Raw genomic sequence first — 20,429 nt, forward strand, 5'->3', positions numbered from 1 at the left:
TCAAAAACTGATTATTTAGGATACTTTGCCGGTTCTTTAATTCCTTTTGTACTTGTGATGTTACATTTTGAGCTTTGGATTATAATTGGTCAGACTGCCTTAATCAGTGTTTCATTCGGTTTTGTCACCCAATTATTGAATGTATGGATTACTGGTAAAAATATCAATTAATCAAAATGTGCTAAAATAAAACCCACCTTTTATTGATTTGATAGCATTATGTTAATTGCCAAAGTTGTTTTACCCATTAGATTACATCAAATTTTCGATTATATCGTACCCGATAATTTGTGTACTATTGTCGGTGCCGGGCAACGAATTAAAGTCCCTTTTGGTAATCGACAAGCTATCGGAATTATTACCGCATTAAGTAAGGATAGTGAATTTGAATTAGATAAACTAAAAACTATCCATAGTATAATAGATAATCAAACTCTTTTTTCTGCAAAAATATGGCAACTTTTAAATTGGGCTGCCAATTATTATCATTACCCACTGGGGGAAGTTTTATTTCACGCATTACCTATCTTATTACGTCAAGGTAAACTTGCTGCGCTTCAAGAAACACAAATTTGGCAACTGACGGAAAAAGGTAGACATTTCGATACACAATTGTTGTCTCGCTCAATTAAACAACAAGCGCTATTAAATTTATTGCAGGCTGATCAACCCGTTGATAATCAAGACTTTTCTCCTGCTATATTTAAAGGTCTACAAGATAAACAATTAATTGAAAAGGTGGCGATTTCATCTATTACCAATGACTGGCGAATTGACTTTCAACCGCAACATATGCCTTTCCAACTTAATCAACAACAACATACGGCGATTAATGAAATAGTACGACAATTAGATAAATTTACTGCCTTTTTATTAGAAGGCGTAACCGGATCAGGGAAAACAGAAGTCTATCTACAAGCCATTCAATCTGTGCTTGCGCAAGGTCGGCAGGCCTTAGTATTAGTACCTGAAATAGGACTGACACCACAAACGATTAAACGATTTCAACAACGTTTCAATGTACCAATCGTTGTTTTGCATTCAGCGATGAGTGATAAAGCGCGTTTGGCAGCTTGGTTGCAATGTCGTACTGGCGACATTGCTATTGTAATTGGAACGCGCTCGGCATTATTTACGCCATTTTCTAATCTTGGCATGATTATTGTTGATGAAGAGCATGATAGTTCTTTTAAACAGCAAGAAGGTTGGCGATACCATGCGCGTGATCTCGCTATATTGCGAGCCAAGATTGAACAAATACCTATCGTGTTAGGCTCTGCTACGCCTTCATTAGAAACTCTAAATAATGCATATAATCAACGTTATCGTCATTTATTGCTTACCGAAAGAGCGGGAAATGCGCAATTAGCTAAACAGACAATCTTAGATATAAAAGGGTTAGTACTAACAGCCGGGTTATCTCAACCTCTTACTGCTAAAATTAAGCAACATTTGGCTAACAATAATCAGGTCATGCTATTTTTAAATCGTCGTGGTTTTTCACCATTATTAATTTGTCATGATTGTGGTTGGATCGCTGAATGCCCGCGGTGTGATAGACCTTTTACTTATCACCAAAAGCAGCATAAATTAATTTGTCACCATTGCGATACTCCAAGAACGATACCAACTCAATGCCCTAAATGTGGGTCTACACATTTAGTCCCAATCGGATTTGGTACAGAACAGTTAGAGCAACAACTCAATATCTTATTTCCGACCATTCCTGTAACTCGAATTGATCGTGATTCAACCCAAAAGAAAGGGAGTTTAGATCAATATTTACAAGCAATTGGTAAAGGAGGTAAACATATTTTAGTTGGTACTCAAATTCTAGCTAAGGGTCATCATTTTCCAGATGTAACACTTGTAGGTATTGTGGATGTGGATGGTGCATTATTTTCTAGCGATTTTCGGGCAACCGAACGTTTTGCTCAAATATATATGCAAGTTTCGGGTCGGGCTGGGCGTGAGAATAAAACAGGTGAAGTGATTCTGCAAACCTATCATCCTGAACACCCTTTATTGAATAATCTATTGCATAACGGCTATTCGGCTTTTGCAAAGCAAACATTGGCAGAAAGAAAAAGTACATTATTACCACCCTTTAGTTATCAAGCCTTAATCCATGCTGCTGATCGTAATAATCAATACGCCCCACAATTATTGCAGAAAATAGTTGATTGGTTACATACTTACCATACTGATCCTTCTTTATGGTTATTAGGACCAAGTCCAGCAAATCAACCTAAAAAAGCGGGCTATTATCGATGGCAGTTATTACTACAACATGGTCAACGCGCTAAACTGCAAGCTATTTTGAGCGAGTTAGTCATAATGATTGAAAAATGGTCGGAAGCAAAAAATAGCCGTTGGAGTATTGATGTCGACCCTATTGATGGTTGGTAATCATAGAATACCAATTATGATATCGTTCAGATATTTATGCTGTAGGATATTTACCATAAAAAAACCCACTATAAGTAGTGGGCTTTTTAATATCAAAATATGATAAATTATAATACATCTACAGCATTAAGTTCTTTAAATGCTAACTCTAAACGAGCAATTAGAGATTCTTCACCTTTACGTAGCCATACACGTGGATCGTAGTATTTCTTGTTAGGAGAATCTGGACCTTCTGGGTTACCTAATTGACCTTGTAAGTAAGCTTCATTTGCTTTGTAGTATTTTAAAATACCTTGCCAGTTTGCCCATTGAGTATCTGTATCGATATTCATTTTAATTACACCATATCGAACTGCTTCAGCAATTTCTTCAGGTGTTGAACCAGAACCACCGTGGAATACGAAGTTCAATGATTTTTCAGGTAAACCGAATTTTTCAGATACATATTTTTGAGAGTTATCAAGAATTTTCGGAGTAAGTTTAACATTACCTGGTTTATATACGCCGTGAACATTACCAAATGATGCTGCAATGGTAAAGCGTGAGCTAATTTCACTTAGACGTTCATAAGCATAAGCGACATCTTCAGGTTGAGTATATAATGCTGAACTGTCCATATGGCTGTTATCAACACCATCTTCTTCACCACCAGTACAACCTAACTCAAGTTCTAAAGTCATACCAATTGCTTTCATTCTAGCAAGATATTGGCAACATAGGTCAATATTATCTTTTAAAGATTCTTCAGATAAATCGATCATATGAGAAGAGAATAGTGGTTTACCAGTACGTGCAAAGTGTGCTTCACCAGCATCTAATAATCCATCTACCCAAGGTAATAGTTTTTTAGCACAATGGTCAGTATGAACTAACACAGGTACACCATATTTTTCTGCAACTAAATGTACATGTTTAGCCCCAGAAATAGCACCTAGCACAGCACTTTCTTGACCTTCTAATTTTAGCCCTTTACCAGCCATAAATTGTGCACCACCATTAGAGAATTGCACAACAACAGGTGAACGTACTTTAGCCGCTGTTTCAATTACAGCATTGATAGTATCAGTATTAACACAGTTTACTGCAGGTAATGCAAAATTATTCTCACGAGCAACTTGGAATACTTTTTGAACATCATCACCCGTAACAACACCCGGTTTTACTACATCTGAAATCTTAGTCATTATTCTTACCTATCGATTTTATAATTTTATAAAAAGTAAAAGGATGAGCTTGTTCTCATCCTTAGTATCACTTAGTAATCCTGATTATTTGCCTCTAGCTTCTAGCATAGCAACCGCAGGTAATTTCTTACCTTCAACAAATTCAAGGAAAGCACCGCCACCCGTTGAGATGTAAGAGATTTTATCTTCAATTCCAAATAAATCAATAGCAGCTAAAGTATCACCACCACCAGCAATTGAGAATCCAGCGCTGTCTGCAATGGCTTTAGCAACAATTTCGGTACCACGACGGAAATTAGGGAATTCAAATACACCTACTGGACCATTCCATAAAATAGTTTTAGCATTTTTAATGATTTTAGCTAATTCTTCTGCTGAAGCATCACCAATATCAAGAATTTGTTCATTATCTTTGACATCATTAACTGATTTTAATGTTGCTGTTGCTGATTCACTAAATTCAGTCGCAACACGAACATCAGTAGGTACTGGGATTGTACAATTTTGCATTAACTTCTTCGCTTCTGGGATTAAATCTGCTTCATAAAGAGATTTACCTACATTATATCCTTCCGCAGCAATGAATGTATTTGCAATACCACCACCAACAATGATTTGATCTGCAACTTTTGATAATGAATCAAGTACAGTTAGTTTAGTTGATACTTTAGAACCAGCAACAATTGCCACCATTGGGCGAGCTGGATTATCTAATGCTTTACCTAATGCATCTAATTCAGCAGATAACAATGGACCTGCACAAGAAACCGGTGCAAATAGACCAACACCATGTGTTGAAGCTTGAGCACGATGAGCGGTACCAAAAGCATCCATCACATAAATATCACATAATGCCGCATATTTTTTAGATAGTGCTTCGTCGTCTTTACCTTCGCCTTTATTAAAACGAACATTTTCTAAAACAACTAATTCACCTTCTTTAACTTCTACGCCATCTAAATAATCTTTGACTAAACGAACAGGATAGCTAACGTGTTCTTTTAAATAATCAACGACAGGTTGGAGTGAGTATTCAGGATTATATTCACCTTCTGTAGGTCGACCGATGTGTGATGTTACCATTACCTTAGCACCTTGCTTAATAGCAAGCTCTATTGTAGGTAATGAAGCACGAATACGTGCATCAGAAGTAACTTTACCATTTTTTACTGGTACATTGAGATCGGATCGAATAAAAACGCGTTTGCCCTTGAGATCAAGATCTTGCATTTTAATAATAGGCATGAAACTTCCCCTTTCTAAGATTTATAATTCAAAAAACTTTGTCGATATTCTAGCATAAAAATTTTAACGAATAACAAATTAAAAAAAATGATTTGACAAAAATTTCTTATTGACAAAATAGTTCAAATAGGGCATATTTTTCCGCCTTAATGATAATTATGTTTTAATTAGTTAAACTAATTTTGGGAGTTGACCTTGGCTAATATTAAATCAGCTAAGAAGCGTGCAGTTCAATCTGAAAAACGCCGTAAACACAACGCAAGTCGTCGTTCAATGATGCGTACTTATATAAAGAAAGTATACGCAGCTATCGCAACTGGTGATAAAGAAAAAGCACAAGCTGCATTTAAAGACATGCAAGTTGTTGTCGATCGTCAGGCGGCTCGTGGTTTAATCCACAAGAATAAGGCAGCACGTCATAAAGCAAACTTAACAAAACAGATCAATGCTTTAGCATAAGTCTGTAAATAAAATAAAAGCACATATTATCTCTGTGTTTTTAGACATTTTGTTTAAATTTAATAAAAGTGGTGTAAGCCACTTTTTTTATTTGTATACTATACAGAGTATTTAAATAAAGCGTAGCAAGAGAGCAAAATTGTGGCACAACGTGATTATGTTAAAAAGACTACCAAGAAAAAGAATAAGAGCAAGAGTAGAAATGTAACCAAAAGCAAATCAAATAATAAATCACGTACTATGCCTACCATCATGGTATTGTTAGCTATTACGCTAGTCGTGTTGTTTGCTGCAATTCTTTATGTTGTTTCGACCAATAAAAAAGATGCTAAGCCTGTCCCGCCAGTTAAAAATATTACTGAAGGACCTCAATCCACTTTACCTGAAAAACCTGAAGAGCGTTGGACTTATTTAAAAGAGTTAGAAAAAACAGATACCAATCAACTTCCGATTAATAGGCAGCCGATAACACACCAACAAAATTTAGAACGTCAGCAGATTTTGAATGACTTCATCAATGACAGTAGTCAATTATCAAGTAATTCCCTATCTTCAAATAATACAACAACAGATGATTGGTATTTACAATGTGGTGCTTTCAAAGAGCATGCTAATGCCGAATCTGCAAAAGCAAAATTAGCTATGCTTGGTTTCAATGCATCAATTGTTAACGATAAATTATATCGCGTATTCGTTGATGAACGATTTGCTTCAAAAATTGAAGCCGAAAATGCGAAAAAACGCTTAGAAAGTAACGGAATATTAGATTGTATCTTATCTCAAAAATAACTGCTTGAGGATAATACCAATGAAGCTGACTAACATGCAATTAAGTCAAACGACTAAGGGTGCTCAAACTTTTATCCATATTCTGGTACAACATATTATCCGTGATCGCTTGACCACCTCTGCTGCTAGTTTAGCCTATACCACTATTTTATCTTTGATTCCTTTAATTACGGTCATTTTTTCATTACTTTCGGCTTTTCCAATGTTTGAAGAAGTGAGTGGTAATGTTAAGACTTACATTTATAACAATTTAGCGCCAGCGGCGAGCGACACCCTAGCGCCTTACATTGAACAGTTTATTTCGAATACCAATCGTATGACGGTATTTGGTGTTATCGGACTGATTGTAACTTCCTTACTACTTATTCGTTCGATTGATAATATTTTGAATTTTATTTGGCGGACTAAGCGCCGTCGTTCATTAATGTATAATCTTACTATCTACTGGACTATTTTGACGTTAGGACCTATTTTGATTGGCGCCAGTATTGCAATTAGTTCTTATATTTTCTCCAGTAAATGGCTTTATAATACTAATGTAAGTTCAATTTTGTTGAGTGCATTACCTTTTATTATATCGGTAATCGGTTTTTGGTTACTTTATTGTATTGTACCTTCCGAACCAATCCCCATTAAAGAATCAATTTTGGGCGCATTATTAGCAGCAGTTTTATTTGAACTGGGTAAGCGGGCTTTTACCATCTATGTTACATCATTTCCTACCTATCAGTTAATCTATGGCGTATTATCTTCTATACCGTTATTATTGATTTGGATTTATTTTTCTTGGTGTATTATTTTGTTTGGTGCCGAATTTGCGGCAGCCCTAGCCGATTATAATCAACAGAAAAAATCGAATGATTCTTCATCACAAACTAATTTAAATCAGGATAGTTTATGATTGCTTTAATTCAACGAGTAAAACAAGCGAGTGTCAAGGTTGATGATCGTATCGTTGGTCAAATTGAACAAGGTTTATTGGTGTTATTAGGTGTCGAACAGGGCGACGATGAGCAAAAGGCACAAAGACTTTGCGATAAGGTTCTTGGTTATCGCATTTTTAGCGATATTAACGAGAAAATGAACCTTAATGTACAACAAGTTAATGGTAGTATATTGGTGGTTTCACAATTCACTTTAGCTGCTGATACTAAAAAAGGTATGCGTCCTAGTTTCACCAAAGGAGCGAACCCAACACAGGCTAATCAGTTATATGAGTATTTTGTTAAGCTATGCCAGCAACATATTACTACTCAAACAGGTATATTTGCCGCAGATATGCAAGTTTCTTTAATTAATGATGGTCCCGTGACTTTCTGGTTACAGGTTTAACGTATTTTCTACTTTGATAAATTTATTGGTTATAATTTTAGTCTAACCCTTTTATTTTTGTATACAAAGGCGTATCTTATAAAAACTATATAACCCTAAGTTTGATTGTCCGGCTGCTAAATCTTCCCATCAAAATGTCATATAACGAACTAATCAAACTGTAATTTACTGTAAAGAAAATAGCATGAAGTGGCATAGTATTAGTATAGTTCAAATCGGTAGCGCGGTCAGAGCTGCCTGCATCAATACCCCTTATAATCGATATCGTTTAATAAAAGACCTTACAGCTGGTATTACAGTCGGTATCATTGCCATTCCTTTATCGATGGCTTTGGCTATTGCCAGTGGTGTTGCTCCGCAACATGGATTATATACGGCTATTATTGCTGGGATAATCATTGCATTAACTGGTGGATCACAATTTAGCATTTCTGGTCCGACGGCTGCATTTGTTGTGATACTTTATCCTGTTTCAATGCGATATGGTTTATCCGGTTTGTTAATGGCAACACTGTTATCGGGCATTTTTCTTATATTCATGGGAATTATTCGTTTAGGTCGTTTAATAGAGTATATTCCGCTACCCGTTGTTCTTGGCTTTACTTGTGGGATAGGTATTACGATTGCCACCATGCAGATTAAGGACTTCCTAGGGTTAGAAATTCAAGATATGCCTGGAAGCTATATCGGTAAGGTAGGTGCGATTATTCATGCCTTACCAACTATACAAATAGCAGATTTTCTTGTAGGTTGTTCGTCATTGTTGGTGTTAATTTTATGGCCAAAATTAAAAATTAGATTTCCCGGTCATTTACCCGCCATTGTCGTCGGTGTGATTGTGATGCTAATTTTATTGCAATTTGGTTTGGGCGTGGAAACTATTGGTTCACGCTTTAGCTATATATTGCCTGATGGGACGGAAGGTCATGGTATTCCGTCAATGTTACCAGAGCTTATATTACCTTGGCAGTCTGAACAATTACAATGGGATTGGACAACATTCTCTGCTTTAGTTCCGATTGCTTTAACAATGGCAATGCTCTGCGCAATAGAATCCCTGTTGTGCGCTGTAGTATTGGATGAAATGACGCATACCAAGCATAACTCTAATAGTGAACTAATTGGTCAAGGACTGGGTAATATTATTGCGCCATTTTTTGGCGGTATTTCTGCTACAGCTGCTATCGCTCGTTCTGCAGCAAATGTCAAAGCGGGAGCAACCTCACCGTTATCTTCTTGTTTTCATGCTTTAGTGGTATTACTTGCTCTTATTAGTTTCGCGCCTATTTTATCGTTCTTACCATTATCAACGATGGCAGCATTATTACTCATTGTTGCTTGGAATATGAGTGAGGCAAAAAGAATCATTTATATGCTAAAACGAGCGCCCAAAGATGACATTATTATTATGATTCTTTGTATGTCCTTAACCGTTTTATTTGATATGGTGGTTGCTATCACTTTTGGTATTGTTCTGGCATCATTATTATTTATGCGTCGCATCTCACGGATGACCAAAATTGTTGAGCTACCTCAAAGCACGGATAAAACGCTAATTGTTAGAATAAATGGTCCACTATTCTTTGCCGCAGCAGAAAAAACCTTCCTTGAACTATATAAACGTGTTAATGGTTATCAACATATCGTATTACAGTGGGATGCAGTGCCGTTACTTGATGCCGGTGGTCTTAACGCATTATCGCATTTTATTGAAGCATTGCCACCTGAGGTTGATTTATCAATTGCTGAATTACAATTCCAACCATTGAAAACCTTAGCCCGTGCACAAGTTGTACCTATCGAAAACAAACTTATGTTTTATTCTACGTTGAATGATGCATTAGTGGGTAAATTAGATTAGTAAAATTAATAAGTTTTTTAAGTTATGTGATACACGTTAAGTCATTAATGTGTATCACATAATAGTCAAAATAGCGTTAATTTAAGCTATAACGTATCGTTAATTAGTAAACAGATTTACAACATTAATTTAATAGGTTATTCTGCCTGCTAAGAAATCAACCAGACAATCGCTGCTTTATTGTTGTCCCAATAGGGAGACAAATAAAGGGGAGGAAAGTCCGGGCTCCATAGGGCAGAGTGCCAGGTAACGCCTGGGGAGTTTTTACGCGAGTGAAAATTCACGACTAGTGCAACAGAAAGCAAACCGCCAATGGCTTATTTATAAGTTCAGGTAAGGGTGAAAGGGTGCGGTAAGAGCGCACCGCGCAATTGGTAACAATTGTGGCACGGTAAACTCCACTCGGAGCAAGGTCAAATAGGGATTCATTGGCGCGGCCCGCGTTGAATCCGGGTAGACTGCTTGAGCTAATGCGTGAGCATTAGCCTAGATGAATGATTGTCCTCGACAGAACCCGGCTTATCGGTTGATTTCCTTTTTCTCTACCTTTCTTAAGATGAACTTGATAATTACTTTTTAGTTGTTATCCAACGTTTTATCGCCATTATTAGTGACAATACGAGCCCTAAAACCAATAAAGCGACTGGAATTAAGGTTAATAAAGACATAAACTCTCTTTGGTGATTCTTGAAAAGCGAAGTCATTCCAAAAAAGTAACCTAATGTCACAATCAAAAAGATCCATAGCGTAGCACTAAGCCAGTTATAAACATGAAAACGTTTGCTTTGTAAGCCTGAAAGTCCAGCCATCATTGGCATTAAAGTACGAACAAAAGCAATAAATCGACCAATAAACAAAGCATGTAAACCATATTTATGGAATAAAAGCTCTGACTTACGATGATATTTTTCTGGCAAGTGTGCCATCCAGTTTTGGACTATTTTCGTGTTACCAAGCCAACGACCTTGAATGAAGCCTAACCAAGTACCGAGCGCAGCCCCAACAATTAAAATCAGATTAATTAAACCAAAATGAAAGACTTCATTACCAATTAATACACCCGTCAAAAATAATAAACTATCACCAGGTAAGAATGCAGCCGGTAATACGCCATTTTCTAGCAAAATAATGACAAATAACATGCCATATAACGTCCACAATAGATTCGGATTAGAAAGGGTATCCAAATCCAGATTAATAAAGGCATTATAGAGAGAGATCATTGTTTCCATTTATTATCCATCCAATTATATACATATTTAAACTACACATGATTAACGGTACCGCCAACAGTTAGATTGTCTACTTTAAGCGTAGGCTGTCCAACACCGACCGGCACACTTTGTCCAGATTTACCACATATTCCAACACCTTTATCTAATGCCATATCATTACCGACCATTGATATCTGTTGCATTGTTTCAATCCCTGAACCAATTAATGTTGCCCCTTTGACTGGTTTAGTAATTTTACCTTTCTCAATTAGATAGGCCTCGGAAGTTGAGAACACAAACTTACCCGAAGTAATATCTACTTGTCCTCCGGCAAAACCGGGGGCATATAAACCATAATCGACACTGCTTATGATATCATCAAAACTGGATTTCCCACCTAACATATAGGTATTTGTCATTCGAGGCATTGGTAAACAATCATAACTTTCACGACGACCATTGCCCGTTGAACTTGTTCCCATTAATTTGGCATTAAGCTTATCAAACATATAACCTTTTAAAATACCATTCTCAATGAGGACTGTTCGTTGACCATCAGTACCTTCATCATCAATTGTTAATGAACCTCGGCAATCTTTTAGCGTAGCATCATCAACAATAGTACATAATTCAGATGTGACTTGTTGACCGATTTTACCACTGAATACTGATGATTTTTTACGGTTAAAATCGCCTTCTAAACCATGACCAACTGCTTCATGTAACAATACTGCTGGCCAGCCAGCCCCCAACACCACCGGCATTGCACCAGCAGGCGCTGCATCAGCGGATAGCGCAACTAAAGCTAAGCGCACGGCTTCTTTGGTATAGCTATCAACGACACTCTCGTTAGTTTGAGGGTTTATTGAGAAGAAGTAATCATAACCGAATCGACCCCCTCCGCCACTACTTCCTCTTTCACGGACGCCATCCTTTTCAACTAATACTGAAATGGATAAACGCACTAGGGGTCGAATATCCGCAGCGTAGGTTCCATCCGTTGCTGCGATTAAAATATCATTGTAACTTCCAGCTAGTGTTACCGTTACATCAATTACCCTTGGATCAAGCGAACGAGCCAAGCGATCAATATGCTGTAATAAAGCAATTTTAACTTCTTGTTGCGTAGTATGGATGGGATTGATACTGCAATAAATTGGTGTTTTATCGCTGTTTTTAAACGGAGTAACCACAAGAGGCTGACTGCTTTTACATATACTTTGTGCGGCAATTGCACTTTGTTGCAATCCTGTTAATGCAATTTTGTCAGTATAAGCAAATCCCGTTTTTTCTCCGATAACAGCACGTATACCTACCCCTTGATTCTGATGAAAGTTAGCACTTTTTATTATTTTGTCTTCTAATGTCCAACTTTCATAGTACCCAGAGGAAAAGTATAAATCACCATAATCAATTTGTCTGGCAGCTAAAATATCCAATAGATTTATTACATCATTTTGGCTCAAATTATTAGCCGTCAGTAAACGATCACTTACTTTTGTTCGTAACATAGTTATCCTAAAATAGCTTTAATTTTATGTAATTAATTGTCTTTATTAAGTTCAGTCGTTTTTTAAATGTAACAGATATTTTTGTTAGTGAATACTTACATTAATACAACATCATACTGTTCTTGCATATAAAGATTTTCAACTTTGACTTCAACACGCTTACCAACGAACAATTCAACTTCTGCTAAGGCATGTGATTCATCTGTAGTCAGAGCATTTGCCACTGCTGTAGAAGCATACACTAATAAGTACTCACTACGATGCGCCTTATGAACACGTACAATCTCACGCAATATTTCATTACAGATAGTTTCAACTGATTTAACCATCCCTCGCCCCTGACAAGATGGGCACTCTTCACATAAAATGTGCTCAATACTTTCACGCGTTCGTTTACGTGTCATTTCAACTAAACCCAATGAAGAGAATGAGTTAACCGTTGTTTTAGCCCGATCACGACTTAATGAATCTTGCAGTGATTGTAATACCCGTTCTCGATGATGCTCTTGTTGCATATCAATAAAATCAATAATCACAATACCACCGAGGTTACGTAATCGTAATTGTCGCGCTATGGCAATAGTTGCTTCAATATTGGTATTAAAAATGGTTTCTTCCAAATTACGATGCCCAACAAAAGCGCCAGTATTAATATCAATAGTGGTCATCGCTTCCGTTTGGTCAATAATTAAGTAACCCCCCGATTTTAATAAGACTTTTCGTTCTAAGGCGCGTTGTATTTCATTTTCAATATCGTAAAGATCAAATATTGGCATATTGCCTTTATAGTGAACTAACTTATTGGTAACCTCTGGCATAAACTCTTTAGTAAATTCAAATAGCAGATCATATGTTCGCTTTGAATCAACTACAATTTTCTCAATAGGATCACCAACAAAATCACGTAGAATACGTTGCGATAATTCTAATTCACCATAAAGTAGATTTTTGCTTCTCGGACGAGCCATTCTTTCTTGGATTTTCTTCCATAATCGGCGCAAGAAATGAATGTCCTGCTCAATTTCATGTTCAGTTGCACCTTCTGCTGCCGTCCGAACAATAAATCCACCCTCTTCAGTGATATAATTTTCAACAATTTCCTTTAATCGTTGCCGCTCTTTTTCACTTTCAATACGCTGTGATGTCGCAACATGGGCTGAATTAGGCCCCGGCATAAATACCAAGTATCGTGAAGGTAATGTGATATCGGTTGTTAACCTTGCCCCTTTTGTTCCCATCGGGTCTTTTACAACTTGAACCATAATATCTTGTCCCTGACGGACAAGTTCAGAAATGTCTTTTACCTGAAACTGTTCTTGTTCAGAATCAGAAACACATTCTGTATGTGGCATAATATCGGAGGCATGCAAAAACGCGGCCTTTTCTAATCCGATATCAACAAATGCCGCTTGCATACCTGGCAAAATACGGATAATTTTGCCCTTATAGATATTACTAACGATTCCTCTTTTTGATTCTCGATCAATGTGAATTTCTTGTAGAATACCATCTTCAATATAAGCAACCCGCGTTTCTGACGGGGTGATATTCATAAATAATTCAACTGACATACTTTCCTCATTTAATCGATTGCAAAACGACGTCTAATTTGACGCAATAATGAAAATATCCAGATCCACAATACACCATCAACAAAGCTGGATAAAAATATCATGGGTGTCAAGGTAATCGTTCGATAGATAGCGATCTGGAATAACAATAATAATAAATCATAACATATTGATAAACCAAAAATAATAAAACATTGCTGCCATCGAGCTAAATTTCTGATTAATTGAAAACGAAAGAGAATTAAGTAAGCAATTACGGTAAAGATAAAAGCATGTACTCCTAACATGGTCCCTAAAAAGAGATCGATAATAATTCCTGACAAAAATGCGGTCGTTATACCAACGCGATGGGGCAATGCGACAAACCAATAGCAAAGAATTAACATCAACCAATGCGGTTTAAAAATATAAAATGATGAAGACCATGGCATAATTTGTAATAATAAACCAATAATAATGGTCACCCAAATCACCCAATAGTTATGTGCGATATTATTCATTTGAGCTTATCTCTTGAGTTGTTTCGATAGGTGTAACTGCTTGGGATTTATTATGCTCATTCCATAACAATAGAAGATAACGTAAACGTTTTAAATCAGCCGTTGGGGTCGCTGAAATCACTGGTGTAGAATCGTGCATATCAACTTTAACAGAACTCACCGTAGCAACAGGATAACCTTTCGGAAAACGCCCCCCCAATCCAGAAGTCACTAATACATCACCGACTTGAATATCGACATTATTGGGTAGAAAATCCAGTAATAGATCGTTATTACAACCATTACCAACTGCCACCATTGTTATACCATTTCTCAGTACTTGTACGGGTATAGCATGTTGAGAGTCACAAATGAGAATTGCTCGACTGGTATTATAGGCAGTTTTAAAAATCTGTCCGACAACCCCTTTTTCATCAACAACCGGTTGCCCAATAAAAACCCCTTCTCGCGTACCTTTATCTAAGGTAATTTGGTAAGAATAAGGGTTGGTATCTACCAGTAATACCTGTGCCACCTTTTTATATTCATCATTACGCAAAGGGGAGCCTAATAAAGTCCTTAATTCATCATTTTCTTTTTTTAAAGAATCTAAACGCACCAGATCACTTTGCTGCATTTGTAATTGTTCTTTTAATAAGACATTTTCGTCGAGTAATGCTTGATGCTTTGCCGATAAATCATTTAACTCATTAAATGCCGATAGAGGGAAATTAGAAACGTAATATAAAGGAGAAATTGCACTATCTAAGTAATATCTGATAACCGTGAACGGTCGATAGTTAACATCACAAATAATTAGGGCGACTGATAATATCAATGATAAAAAAAGCCTTAATCCTAAAGGTGTACTTTTTGAAAATATCAGTTTCATACAAACGACCACTCTTTATTAAAATAATAAAAAGTGGTTTTCATGATTAAATAGTGATTATTCTTCACTAAATAGATCGCCACCGTGTAAATCCACCATATCAAGTGCCTTACCACCACCACGAGCAACACATGTTAACGGTTCATCGGCAATGACAACATGAATGCCTGTTTCAGCAGAAAGTAGTTTATCAATATTACGCAATAACGCACCACCACCGGTTAACACCATACCATGTTCAGAAATATCTGCGGCCAACTCTGGCGGACATTGCTCTAAAGCAACTTTAACTGCACTCACAATTCCGCTAAGTGGTTCTTGTAATGCTTCTAAAATCTCATTGGAATTTAAGGTGAAACTTCTTGGTACTCCCTCAGCTAGGTTGCGCCCCCTCACTTCAATTTCCAATACTTCATCACCAGGATAAGCACTACCAATAGCATGTTTAATACGTTCTGCGGTCGCTTCACCGATAAGTGCCCCAAAATTACGACGAACGTAATTAATAATTGCCTCATCAAATCGATCGCCACCAATTCGTGCCGAAGCGGAATATACAACTCCATTTAAGGAAATAACCGCCACTTCAGTTGTACCACCACCAATATCTACTACCATTGATCCTGTTGGTTCTGAAACTGGTAATTCTGCACCAATCGCCGCAGCCATCGGTTCTTCAATTAAATAGACTTCTCGAGCGCCGGCTCCTAAAGCTGATTCACGAATTGCTCGTCTTTCAACTTGAGTTGCACCAACTGGAACGCAAACTAATACGCGCGGGCTTGGTTTTAAAAAACCATGGCTATGTACTTGGCGAATAAAATACTGCAACATTTTTTCAGTAACAGAAAAATCAGCAATAACCCCATCTTTCATCGGTCTAATCGCTGCAATATTTCCTGGGGTTCTACCCAACATTTGTTTGGCAGCTTGCCCAACGGCTGCAACACTTTTAGGCGCGCCATTACGATCTTGACGAATAGCAACAACAGACGGCTCATTAAGAACTATTCCCTGACCTTTAACATAGATCAGCGTATTTGCAGTACCTAAATCAATCGAGAGATCATTAGAAAAAATGCCGCGAATTTTTTTAAACATAATAAAAGTTATTCCTAGTTTAGTTGCATCCAAAAAATTGGATGTTATTGTATCTTATTTATATAGTAACGCATAGTTAGAAATAATTAGATTTTTGGTTTTTAATCTTTTTTTTTATTATCAATTTTTGTAACTAAATTAAATTAAATGATACATATAATAATATATATAATGACAAAGTTAATTTTAAGGTGTATGCTTGCGCGCAATAGATAATTGTCTTAAAATTTAGCAATTTATCTGCTAATTTCGGCAAAAATGGGCAATATCGGTTAATACACTATTAAACAGCAGGCCTTTAAAATCTAGGCTATTACAGGCTATTAAAAGTGTTATTAGCTTATTTTGACAATAAAACGAAAATACGGTGTTATTCATGGATATACGCAAAATAAAAAAATTAATTGAATTAGTTGAAGAATCTGGTATCTCTGAACTTGAAATCTCAGAAGGCGAAGAATCAGTTAGAATTAGTCGCGTCATTAATCAAGCTGCCTATCCTGTGCAAAATATTCACGTAGCACAACCGGCACCTACAGTTGTCAATGCGCCAGTTAATGAACCCGTTCAACCAGCAACAAGCGAAGCAAATGCTTGCGCAATGACAGGACATACCATTAAATCACCAATGGTTGGTACTTTCTATCGTACGCCGAGTCCGGATTCTAAGGCCTTTGTTGAAGTTGGACAAACCGTCAATGTTGGTGATGTATTATGCATTGTAGAAGCAATGAAAATGATGAACCAAATTGAATCAGAAAAAGCAGGAACAATAAAAGCTATTTTAGTTGAAAACGGGCAACCTGTTGAATTTGATCAACCGTTATTCATTATTGAATAACTTTGATCATCTTTAATATGTTTCTATACAACATTAAAACTAAAACAGCGGCCTAGAGGTTTATATGCTTGACAAAATTTTAATTGCTAATCGCGGTGAGATCGCCTTACGTATCTTAAGAGCATCCAAAGAACTTGGCATCAAAACCGTTGCCGTTCATTCAACCGCAGATAAAGAGTTAAAACACGTATTATTGGCTGATGAAAGTGTGTGTATTGGTCCTCCTCCATCTGCAAAGAGTTACTTGAATATTCCTGAATTAATTGCTGCGGCCGAAGTAACCGGTGCATCAGCGATTCATCCAGGTTATGGTTTCTTATCTGAAAATGCTGATTTCGCAGAGCAAGTTGAAAGCTCTGGATTTATTTTCATCGGTCCAAAACCTGATACGATCCGTTTAATGGGTGATAAAGTGTCAGCAATTAACGCGATGAAAGCAGCAGGTGTTCCTTGTGTACCGGGTTCTGATGGTCCACTTGGAAATGATATTGAGTTAAACAAAAAAATAGCCAAAGATATTGGCTATCCGGTCATTATTAAAGCTTCAGGTGGTGGCGGTGGTCGCGGAATGCGAATCGTGCGCCAAGAAAAAGATCTGGAACAATCAATTAAGATGACCAAATTAGAAGCTAAAACAGCATTCAATAATGATATGGTTTATATGGAAAAATTCCTTGAAAACCCTCGTCATATTGAAATACAAGTACTATCCGATGGGCAAGGTCATGCTGTTTATTTAGGTGAACGTGATTGTTCAATGCAACGTCGTCATCAAAAAGTGGTAGAAGAAGCCCCTGCGGTTGGTATCACTGAAAAAATGCGCCAATTCATCGGTGAACGCTGTGTTAATGCCTGTATCGAAATTGGTTATCGTGGTGCCGGCACATTTGAGTTCCTATTTGAAAACGATCAGTTCTACTTTATAGAAATGAATACTCGTATTCAAGTAGAACACCCAGTGACAGAAATGATTACTGGTGTTGACTTAATTAAAGAACAGATTCGAATCGCGGCTGGATTACCTTTGTCTATCAAACAAAAAAATATCCACATCAAAGGTCATGCGATCGAATGCCGAATTAACGCAGAAGACGCTAAAACATTTATGCCTTCACCGGGTAAAATTACACGCTTCCATGCACCAGGTGGGTTTGGTATTCGTTGGGAATCACACATTTACGCTGGTTATACAGTACCTCCGCATTATGATTCAATGATCGGTAAATTGATCGCTTATGGTGAAACACGTGAGATCGCTATCGCACGAATGAAAAATGCTTTAGCAGAATTAGTCATTGATGGTATCAAAACCAATATTGATTTACATATCGCGATAATGGAAGATGAGAATTTCCAAAAAGGTGGAACTAATATCCACTATTTAGAGAAAAAGCTAGGCATTTATGAATAAATCTTAATGCTATAGTTAAACTTTACAAACCACCATCTTTGGTGGTTTTTTTATACCTATCATTTTATACCCATCAACAACTAATACTATGAGCATAACATTGCGTTGTATTCTTATGAGTTACAGGTAATTGATAAAATCTAACGATTAATAAATTTATTATTAATTTTATAATAGCCTTTTTGTAAAAAAATCGCACAATAATCATTTTTTAGCATATAACAAAAATATTACTATTAAAAAGTAATGATCAAAAAGCAAATTAGCCTAGCTTAAAAAAGCGGTATATTAATTAAAGCTGTATTTATTTACAGTATTATAAACGTTATAATATTGATCAACGTAATATTCATTATTGATAAAAAATATGCTAACTCAATTAACTGTAAATAATTTTGCTATTGTTAATCATTTAGTTATCGATCTTAATTCAGGAATGACTGCCATTACCGGTGAAACAGGTGCTGGTAAATCGATAGCCGTTGATGCATTAAATTTGTGTTTGGGTGCGCGTAGCGATACGTCTTTTATCCGTCACGGTAGTGATCGATTAGATATTTCAGCACACTTTGTATTAGATGATACTCCAAGTGCACTAAAATGGCTTACACATAATCAACTCGATGATACTAATGAATGTATTTTACGAAGAGTTGTTAGTCAGGATGGTCGTTCAAAAGCCTTTATAAATGGCAGTGCTGTTCCTCTTAATCAGTTAAAAGAGCTAGGGCAAATGTTGATTCAGATTCATGGTCAACATGAACATCAACAATTATTACGCAGTGAGCATCAACAACTGATTTTAGATCAATATTTAGCTGATAACATTCTATTAGCTAAAATGAAAGAAGCGCATCGTTGTTGGAAACAGACCAAAAATCTATTACAAGAATATGAGAAATCTCGTTTAGAACGGGATGCTCATAGGCAATTATTACAATACCAATTGAAAGAGCTTAATGAGTTTTCCCCTATTGAAGGCGAATATGAACAAATTGATGATGAGTATAAACGTTTATCCAATAGTGAACAGTTAATAACAACTAGTCAACAATTAATTGATCTATTAGATGAAAACACCGAATTCAATATTCTTTCTCATCTTAGTCAAGCCAAGAATTTGGCGTTAAAATTGGTAGAGGTTGATCATCAACTTGATAATATTACAACTATTTTAGAAGAATCATCAATTCAAATTAAAGAAGCTTGTTATGAGTTACATCATTACGTTGATAATTTGGATATTGATCCGTCACGAGTAATGCAGCTTGAACAACGCATTTCAAAACAGATTGCTTTATCACGCAAGCATCAGGTAAAGCCCGAAGAACTACCAAAATTACATCAACAACTTTTAGATGAATTTAATCAGCTAAGTACCCAAGATGAGCAAGGTGAACAACTTAAGCATGATATTGAGAAATATCATCAACAAGTGATTGCTGTTGCACAAAAATTACATGATAAACGTATTAAAGTCGCTGCAACGTTATCTAAAAAAATCACTAAGAGTATACAAGAATTATCAATGCCACATGGTGAATTTAAAATAGACATAACTTGGGATGAGCATAAATTATCCGAGACAGGATGTAGCCAAATTGTATTTTTGGTCACAACCAATCCGGGACAACCATTACAGCCGATTGCTAAAGTAGCATCGGGTGGGGAATTATCCCGAATAGCTTTAGCGCTACAAGTATTAACTGCTCAAAAAATGGAGACTCCGGCACTTATTTTTGATGAAATAGATGTTGGCATCAGTGGTCCAACAGCCGCTAAGGTAGGTAATTTATTAAGGCAATTGGGGCAATCAACCCAAGTCATTACGGTTACACATTTACCCCAAGTTGCCGGTAATGCTCATCACCATTATTTTGTCGTTAAGCAAACTGACGGTAAACACACCCAAACGCAAATTAATATACTTGATAATCAACAAAGATTATATGAATTAGCCCGTTTGCTTGGTGGTGATAAAATAACCGACAATACCTTAGCCAATGCAAAGGAACTGCTTATTGATTGAAATCATTAATAAATTTTTTATTTCGTAACTAGTTAACGTTTTCACGTCATTTAATTATTAATTTTATTTATGTTAAAATAGCTTATCGTTCATTAATGAGT

Annotated in this window: 17 protein-coding genes and 1 other RNA gene; 10 read left to right on the forward strand and 8 right to left on the reverse strand. The window is 36.5% G+C overall.

The genetic code is table 11. From position 1 onward, the window contains the following. Positions 1-219 precede the first annotated feature (219 nt). Positions 220-2,409, forward strand: coding sequence for a primosomal protein N' (priA, locus tag FPB0191_RS11155; protein WP_039106188.1), 2,190 nt, complete (start codon positions 220-222; stop codon positions 2,407-2,409). Positions 2,410-2,516: 107 nt separating this feature from the next. Here the strand turns inward: priA and fbaA are convergent, their stop codons facing one another. Both fbaA and pgk read right to left on the reverse strand, forming a co-directional pair. Continuing rightward, complete coding sequence (gene fbaA / locus FPB0191_RS11160; RefSeq protein ID WP_039106189.1) at positions 2,517-3,593, reverse strand: class II fructose-bisphosphate aldolase; 1,077 nt, start codon at positions 3,591-3,593, stop codon at positions 2,517-2,519. Positions 3,594-3,677: 84 nt separating this feature from the next. Beyond that, positions 3,678-4,838 carry a phosphoglycerate kinase gene (pgk, locus tag FPB0191_RS11165; protein ID WP_039106191.1) on the reverse strand — a complete coding sequence of 387 codons (1,161 nt, stop codon included), beginning with the start codon at positions 4,836-4,838 and terminating at the stop codon, positions 3,678-3,680. Positions 4,839-5,033: 195 nt separating this feature from the next. On the opposite strand from pgk, the gene rpsT reads away from it, so the two are divergent. From rpsT to rnpB, 6 genes are all read left to right on the forward strand, one after another. Continuing rightward, positions 5,034-5,297, forward strand: coding sequence for a 30S ribosomal protein S20 (gene rpsT, locus FPB0191_RS11170; protein ID WP_039106194.1), 264 nt, complete (start codon positions 5,034-5,036; stop codon positions 5,295-5,297). 141 nt (positions 5,298-5,438) lie between these two features. Continuing rightward, positions 5,439-6,086 carry an SPOR domain-containing protein gene (locus FPB0191_RS11175; RefSeq protein ID WP_039106197.1) on the forward strand — a complete coding sequence of 216 codons (648 nt, stop codon included), beginning with the start codon at positions 5,439-5,441 and terminating at the stop codon, positions 6,084-6,086. 19 nt (positions 6,087-6,105) lie between these two features. Further along, positions 6,106-6,987, forward strand: a complete 882-nt coding sequence (locus FPB0191_RS11180; protein ID WP_202965347.1) for a virulence factor BrkB family protein — start codon at positions 6,106-6,108, stop codon at positions 6,985-6,987. Next, a complete protein-coding gene (gene dtd / locus FPB0191_RS11185; protein WP_039106201.1) occupies positions 6,984-7,418 on the forward strand; it encodes a D-aminoacyl-tRNA deacylase in 435 nt (144 codons plus the stop codon). Before FPB0191_RS11180 ends, dtd begins: the two co-directional genes overlap by 4 nt. A 184-nt stretch (positions 7,419-7,602) precedes the next feature. Then, positions 7,603-9,279, forward strand: a complete 1,677-nt coding sequence (gene dauA, locus FPB0191_RS11190; protein ID WP_039106202.1) for a C4-dicarboxylic acid transporter DauA — start codon at positions 7,603-7,605, stop codon at positions 9,277-9,279. A gap of 153 nt (positions 9,280-9,432) precedes the next feature. Then, positions 9,433-9,817, forward strand: an RNA gene (rnpB, locus tag FPB0191_RS11845) — RNase P RNA component class A. Between the two features lie 31 nt (positions 9,818-9,848). Here the strand turns inward: rnpB and FPB0191_RS11195 are convergent. The 6 genes from FPB0191_RS11195 to FPB0191_RS11220 form a co-directional block, all read right to left on the reverse strand. Then, positions 9,849-10,511 carry a DedA family protein gene (locus FPB0191_RS11195; protein ID WP_039106203.1) on the reverse strand — a complete coding sequence of 221 codons (663 nt, stop codon included), beginning with the start codon at positions 10,509-10,511 and terminating at the stop codon, positions 9,849-9,851. 32 nt (positions 10,512-10,543) lie between these two features. Further along, positions 10,544-12,004 carry a metalloprotease TldD gene (tldD, locus tag FPB0191_RS11200; RefSeq protein WP_039106206.1) on the reverse strand — a complete coding sequence of 487 codons (1,461 nt, stop codon included), beginning with the start codon at positions 12,002-12,004 and terminating at the stop codon, positions 10,544-10,546. A gap of 95 nt (positions 12,005-12,099) precedes the next feature. Continuing rightward, positions 12,100-13,575, reverse strand: a complete 1,476-nt coding sequence (gene rng, locus FPB0191_RS11205; RefSeq protein ID WP_039106207.1) for a ribonuclease G — start codon at positions 13,573-13,575, stop codon at positions 12,100-12,102. An 11-nt stretch (positions 13,576-13,586) separates the two neighbouring features. Then, a complete protein-coding gene (mreD, locus tag FPB0191_RS11210) occupies positions 13,587-14,075 on the reverse strand; it encodes a rod shape-determining protein MreD (RefSeq protein WP_039106208.1) in 489 nt (162 codons plus the stop codon). Further along, positions 14,068-14,946, reverse strand: a complete 879-nt coding sequence (gene mreC / locus FPB0191_RS11215) for a rod shape-determining protein MreC (RefSeq protein ID WP_052236960.1) — start codon at positions 14,944-14,946, stop codon at positions 14,068-14,070. The genes mreD and mreC overlap by 8 nt, the downstream gene beginning before the upstream one ends. A gap of 57 nt (positions 14,947-15,003) precedes the next feature. Continuing rightward, on the reverse strand, positions 15,004-16,047 hold the full coding sequence (locus tag FPB0191_RS11220) for a rod shape-determining protein (RefSeq protein ID WP_039106209.1): 1,044 nt from the start codon (positions 16,045-16,047) through the stop codon (positions 15,004-15,006). 376 nt (positions 16,048-16,423) lie between these two features. Here FPB0191_RS11220 and accB point away from each other — a divergent pair, with 376 nt between their 5' ends. The 3 genes from accB (at position 16,424) to recN (ending at position 20,328) form a co-directional block, all read left to right on the forward strand. Continuing rightward, the gene (gene accB, locus FPB0191_RS11225; RefSeq protein ID WP_039106210.1) at positions 16,424-16,888 is read left to right on the forward strand and encodes an acetyl-CoA carboxylase biotin carboxyl carrier protein; all 465 of its coding nucleotides are present in this window, start codon (positions 16,424-16,426) and stop codon (positions 16,886-16,888) included. A 64-nt stretch (positions 16,889-16,952) separates the two neighbouring features. Continuing rightward, the gene (accC, locus tag FPB0191_RS11230; protein ID WP_039106211.1) at positions 16,953-18,299 is read left to right on the forward strand and encodes an acetyl-CoA carboxylase biotin carboxylase subunit; all 1,347 of its coding nucleotides are present in this window, start codon (positions 16,953-16,955) and stop codon (positions 18,297-18,299) included. 367 nt (positions 18,300-18,666) lie between these two features. After that, positions 18,667-20,328 carry a DNA repair protein RecN gene (gene recN, locus FPB0191_RS11235; RefSeq protein ID WP_039106213.1) on the forward strand — a complete coding sequence of 554 codons (1,662 nt, stop codon included), beginning with the start codon at positions 18,667-18,669 and terminating at the stop codon, positions 20,326-20,328. Positions 20,329-20,429 lie beyond the last annotated feature (101 nt).

Origin of the sequence: Frischella perrara, assembly GCF_000807275.1 — a bacterium.
In the GTDB taxonomy this organism is placed as follows: domain Bacteria; phylum Pseudomonadota; class Gammaproteobacteria; order Enterobacterales; family Orbaceae; genus Frischella; species Frischella perrara.

Coding starts and splice junctions, on each gene's coding strand:
- priA (WP_039106188.1), top strand. CDS start 220: ATGTTAATTGCCAAAGTTGTTTTACCCATTAGATTACATCAAATTTTC.
- fbaA (WP_039106189.1), bottom strand. CDS start 3,593: ATGACTAAGATTTCAGATGTAGTAAAACCGGGTGTTGTTACGGGTGAT.
- pgk (WP_039106191.1), bottom strand. CDS start 4,838: ATGCCTATTATTAAAATGCAAGATCTTGATCTCAAGGGCAAACGCGTT.
- FPB0191_RS11180 (WP_202965347.1), top strand. CDS start 6,106: ATGAAGCTGACTAACATGCAATTAAGTCAAACGACTAAGGGTGCTCAA.
- dtd (WP_039106201.1), top strand. CDS start 6,984: ATGATTGCTTTAATTCAACGAGTAAAACAAGCGAGTGTCAAGGTTGAT.
- dauA (WP_039106202.1), top strand. CDS start 7,603: ATGAAGTGGCATAGTATTAGTATAGTTCAAATCGGTAGCGCGGTCAGA.
- FPB0191_RS11195 (WP_039106203.1), bottom strand. CDS start 10,511: ATGGAAACAATGATCTCTCTCTATAATGCCTTTATTAATCTGGATTTG.
- tldD (WP_039106206.1), bottom strand. CDS start 12,004: ATGTTACGAACAAAAGTAAGTGATCGTTTACTGACGGCTAATAATTTG.
- rng (WP_039106207.1), bottom strand. CDS start 13,575: ATGTCAGTTGAATTATTTATGAATATCACCCCGTCAGAAACGCGGGTT.
- mreD (WP_039106208.1), bottom strand. CDS start 14,075: ATGAATAATATCGCACATAACTATTGGGTGATTTGGGTGACCATTATT.
- mreC (WP_052236960.1), bottom strand. CDS start 14,946: ATGAAACTGATATTTTCAAAAAGTACACCTTTAGGATTAAGGCTTTTT.
- FPB0191_RS11220 (WP_039106209.1), bottom strand. CDS start 16,047: ATGTTTAAAAAAATTCGCGGCATTTTTTCTAATGATCTCTCGATTGAT.
- accB (WP_039106210.1), top strand. CDS start 16,424: ATGGATATACGCAAAATAAAAAAATTAATTGAATTAGTTGAAGAATCT.
- accC (WP_039106211.1), top strand. CDS start 16,953: ATGCTTGACAAAATTTTAATTGCTAATCGCGGTGAGATCGCCTTACGT.
- recN (WP_039106213.1), top strand. CDS start 18,667: ATGCTAACTCAATTAACTGTAAATAATTTTGCTATTGTTAATCATTTA.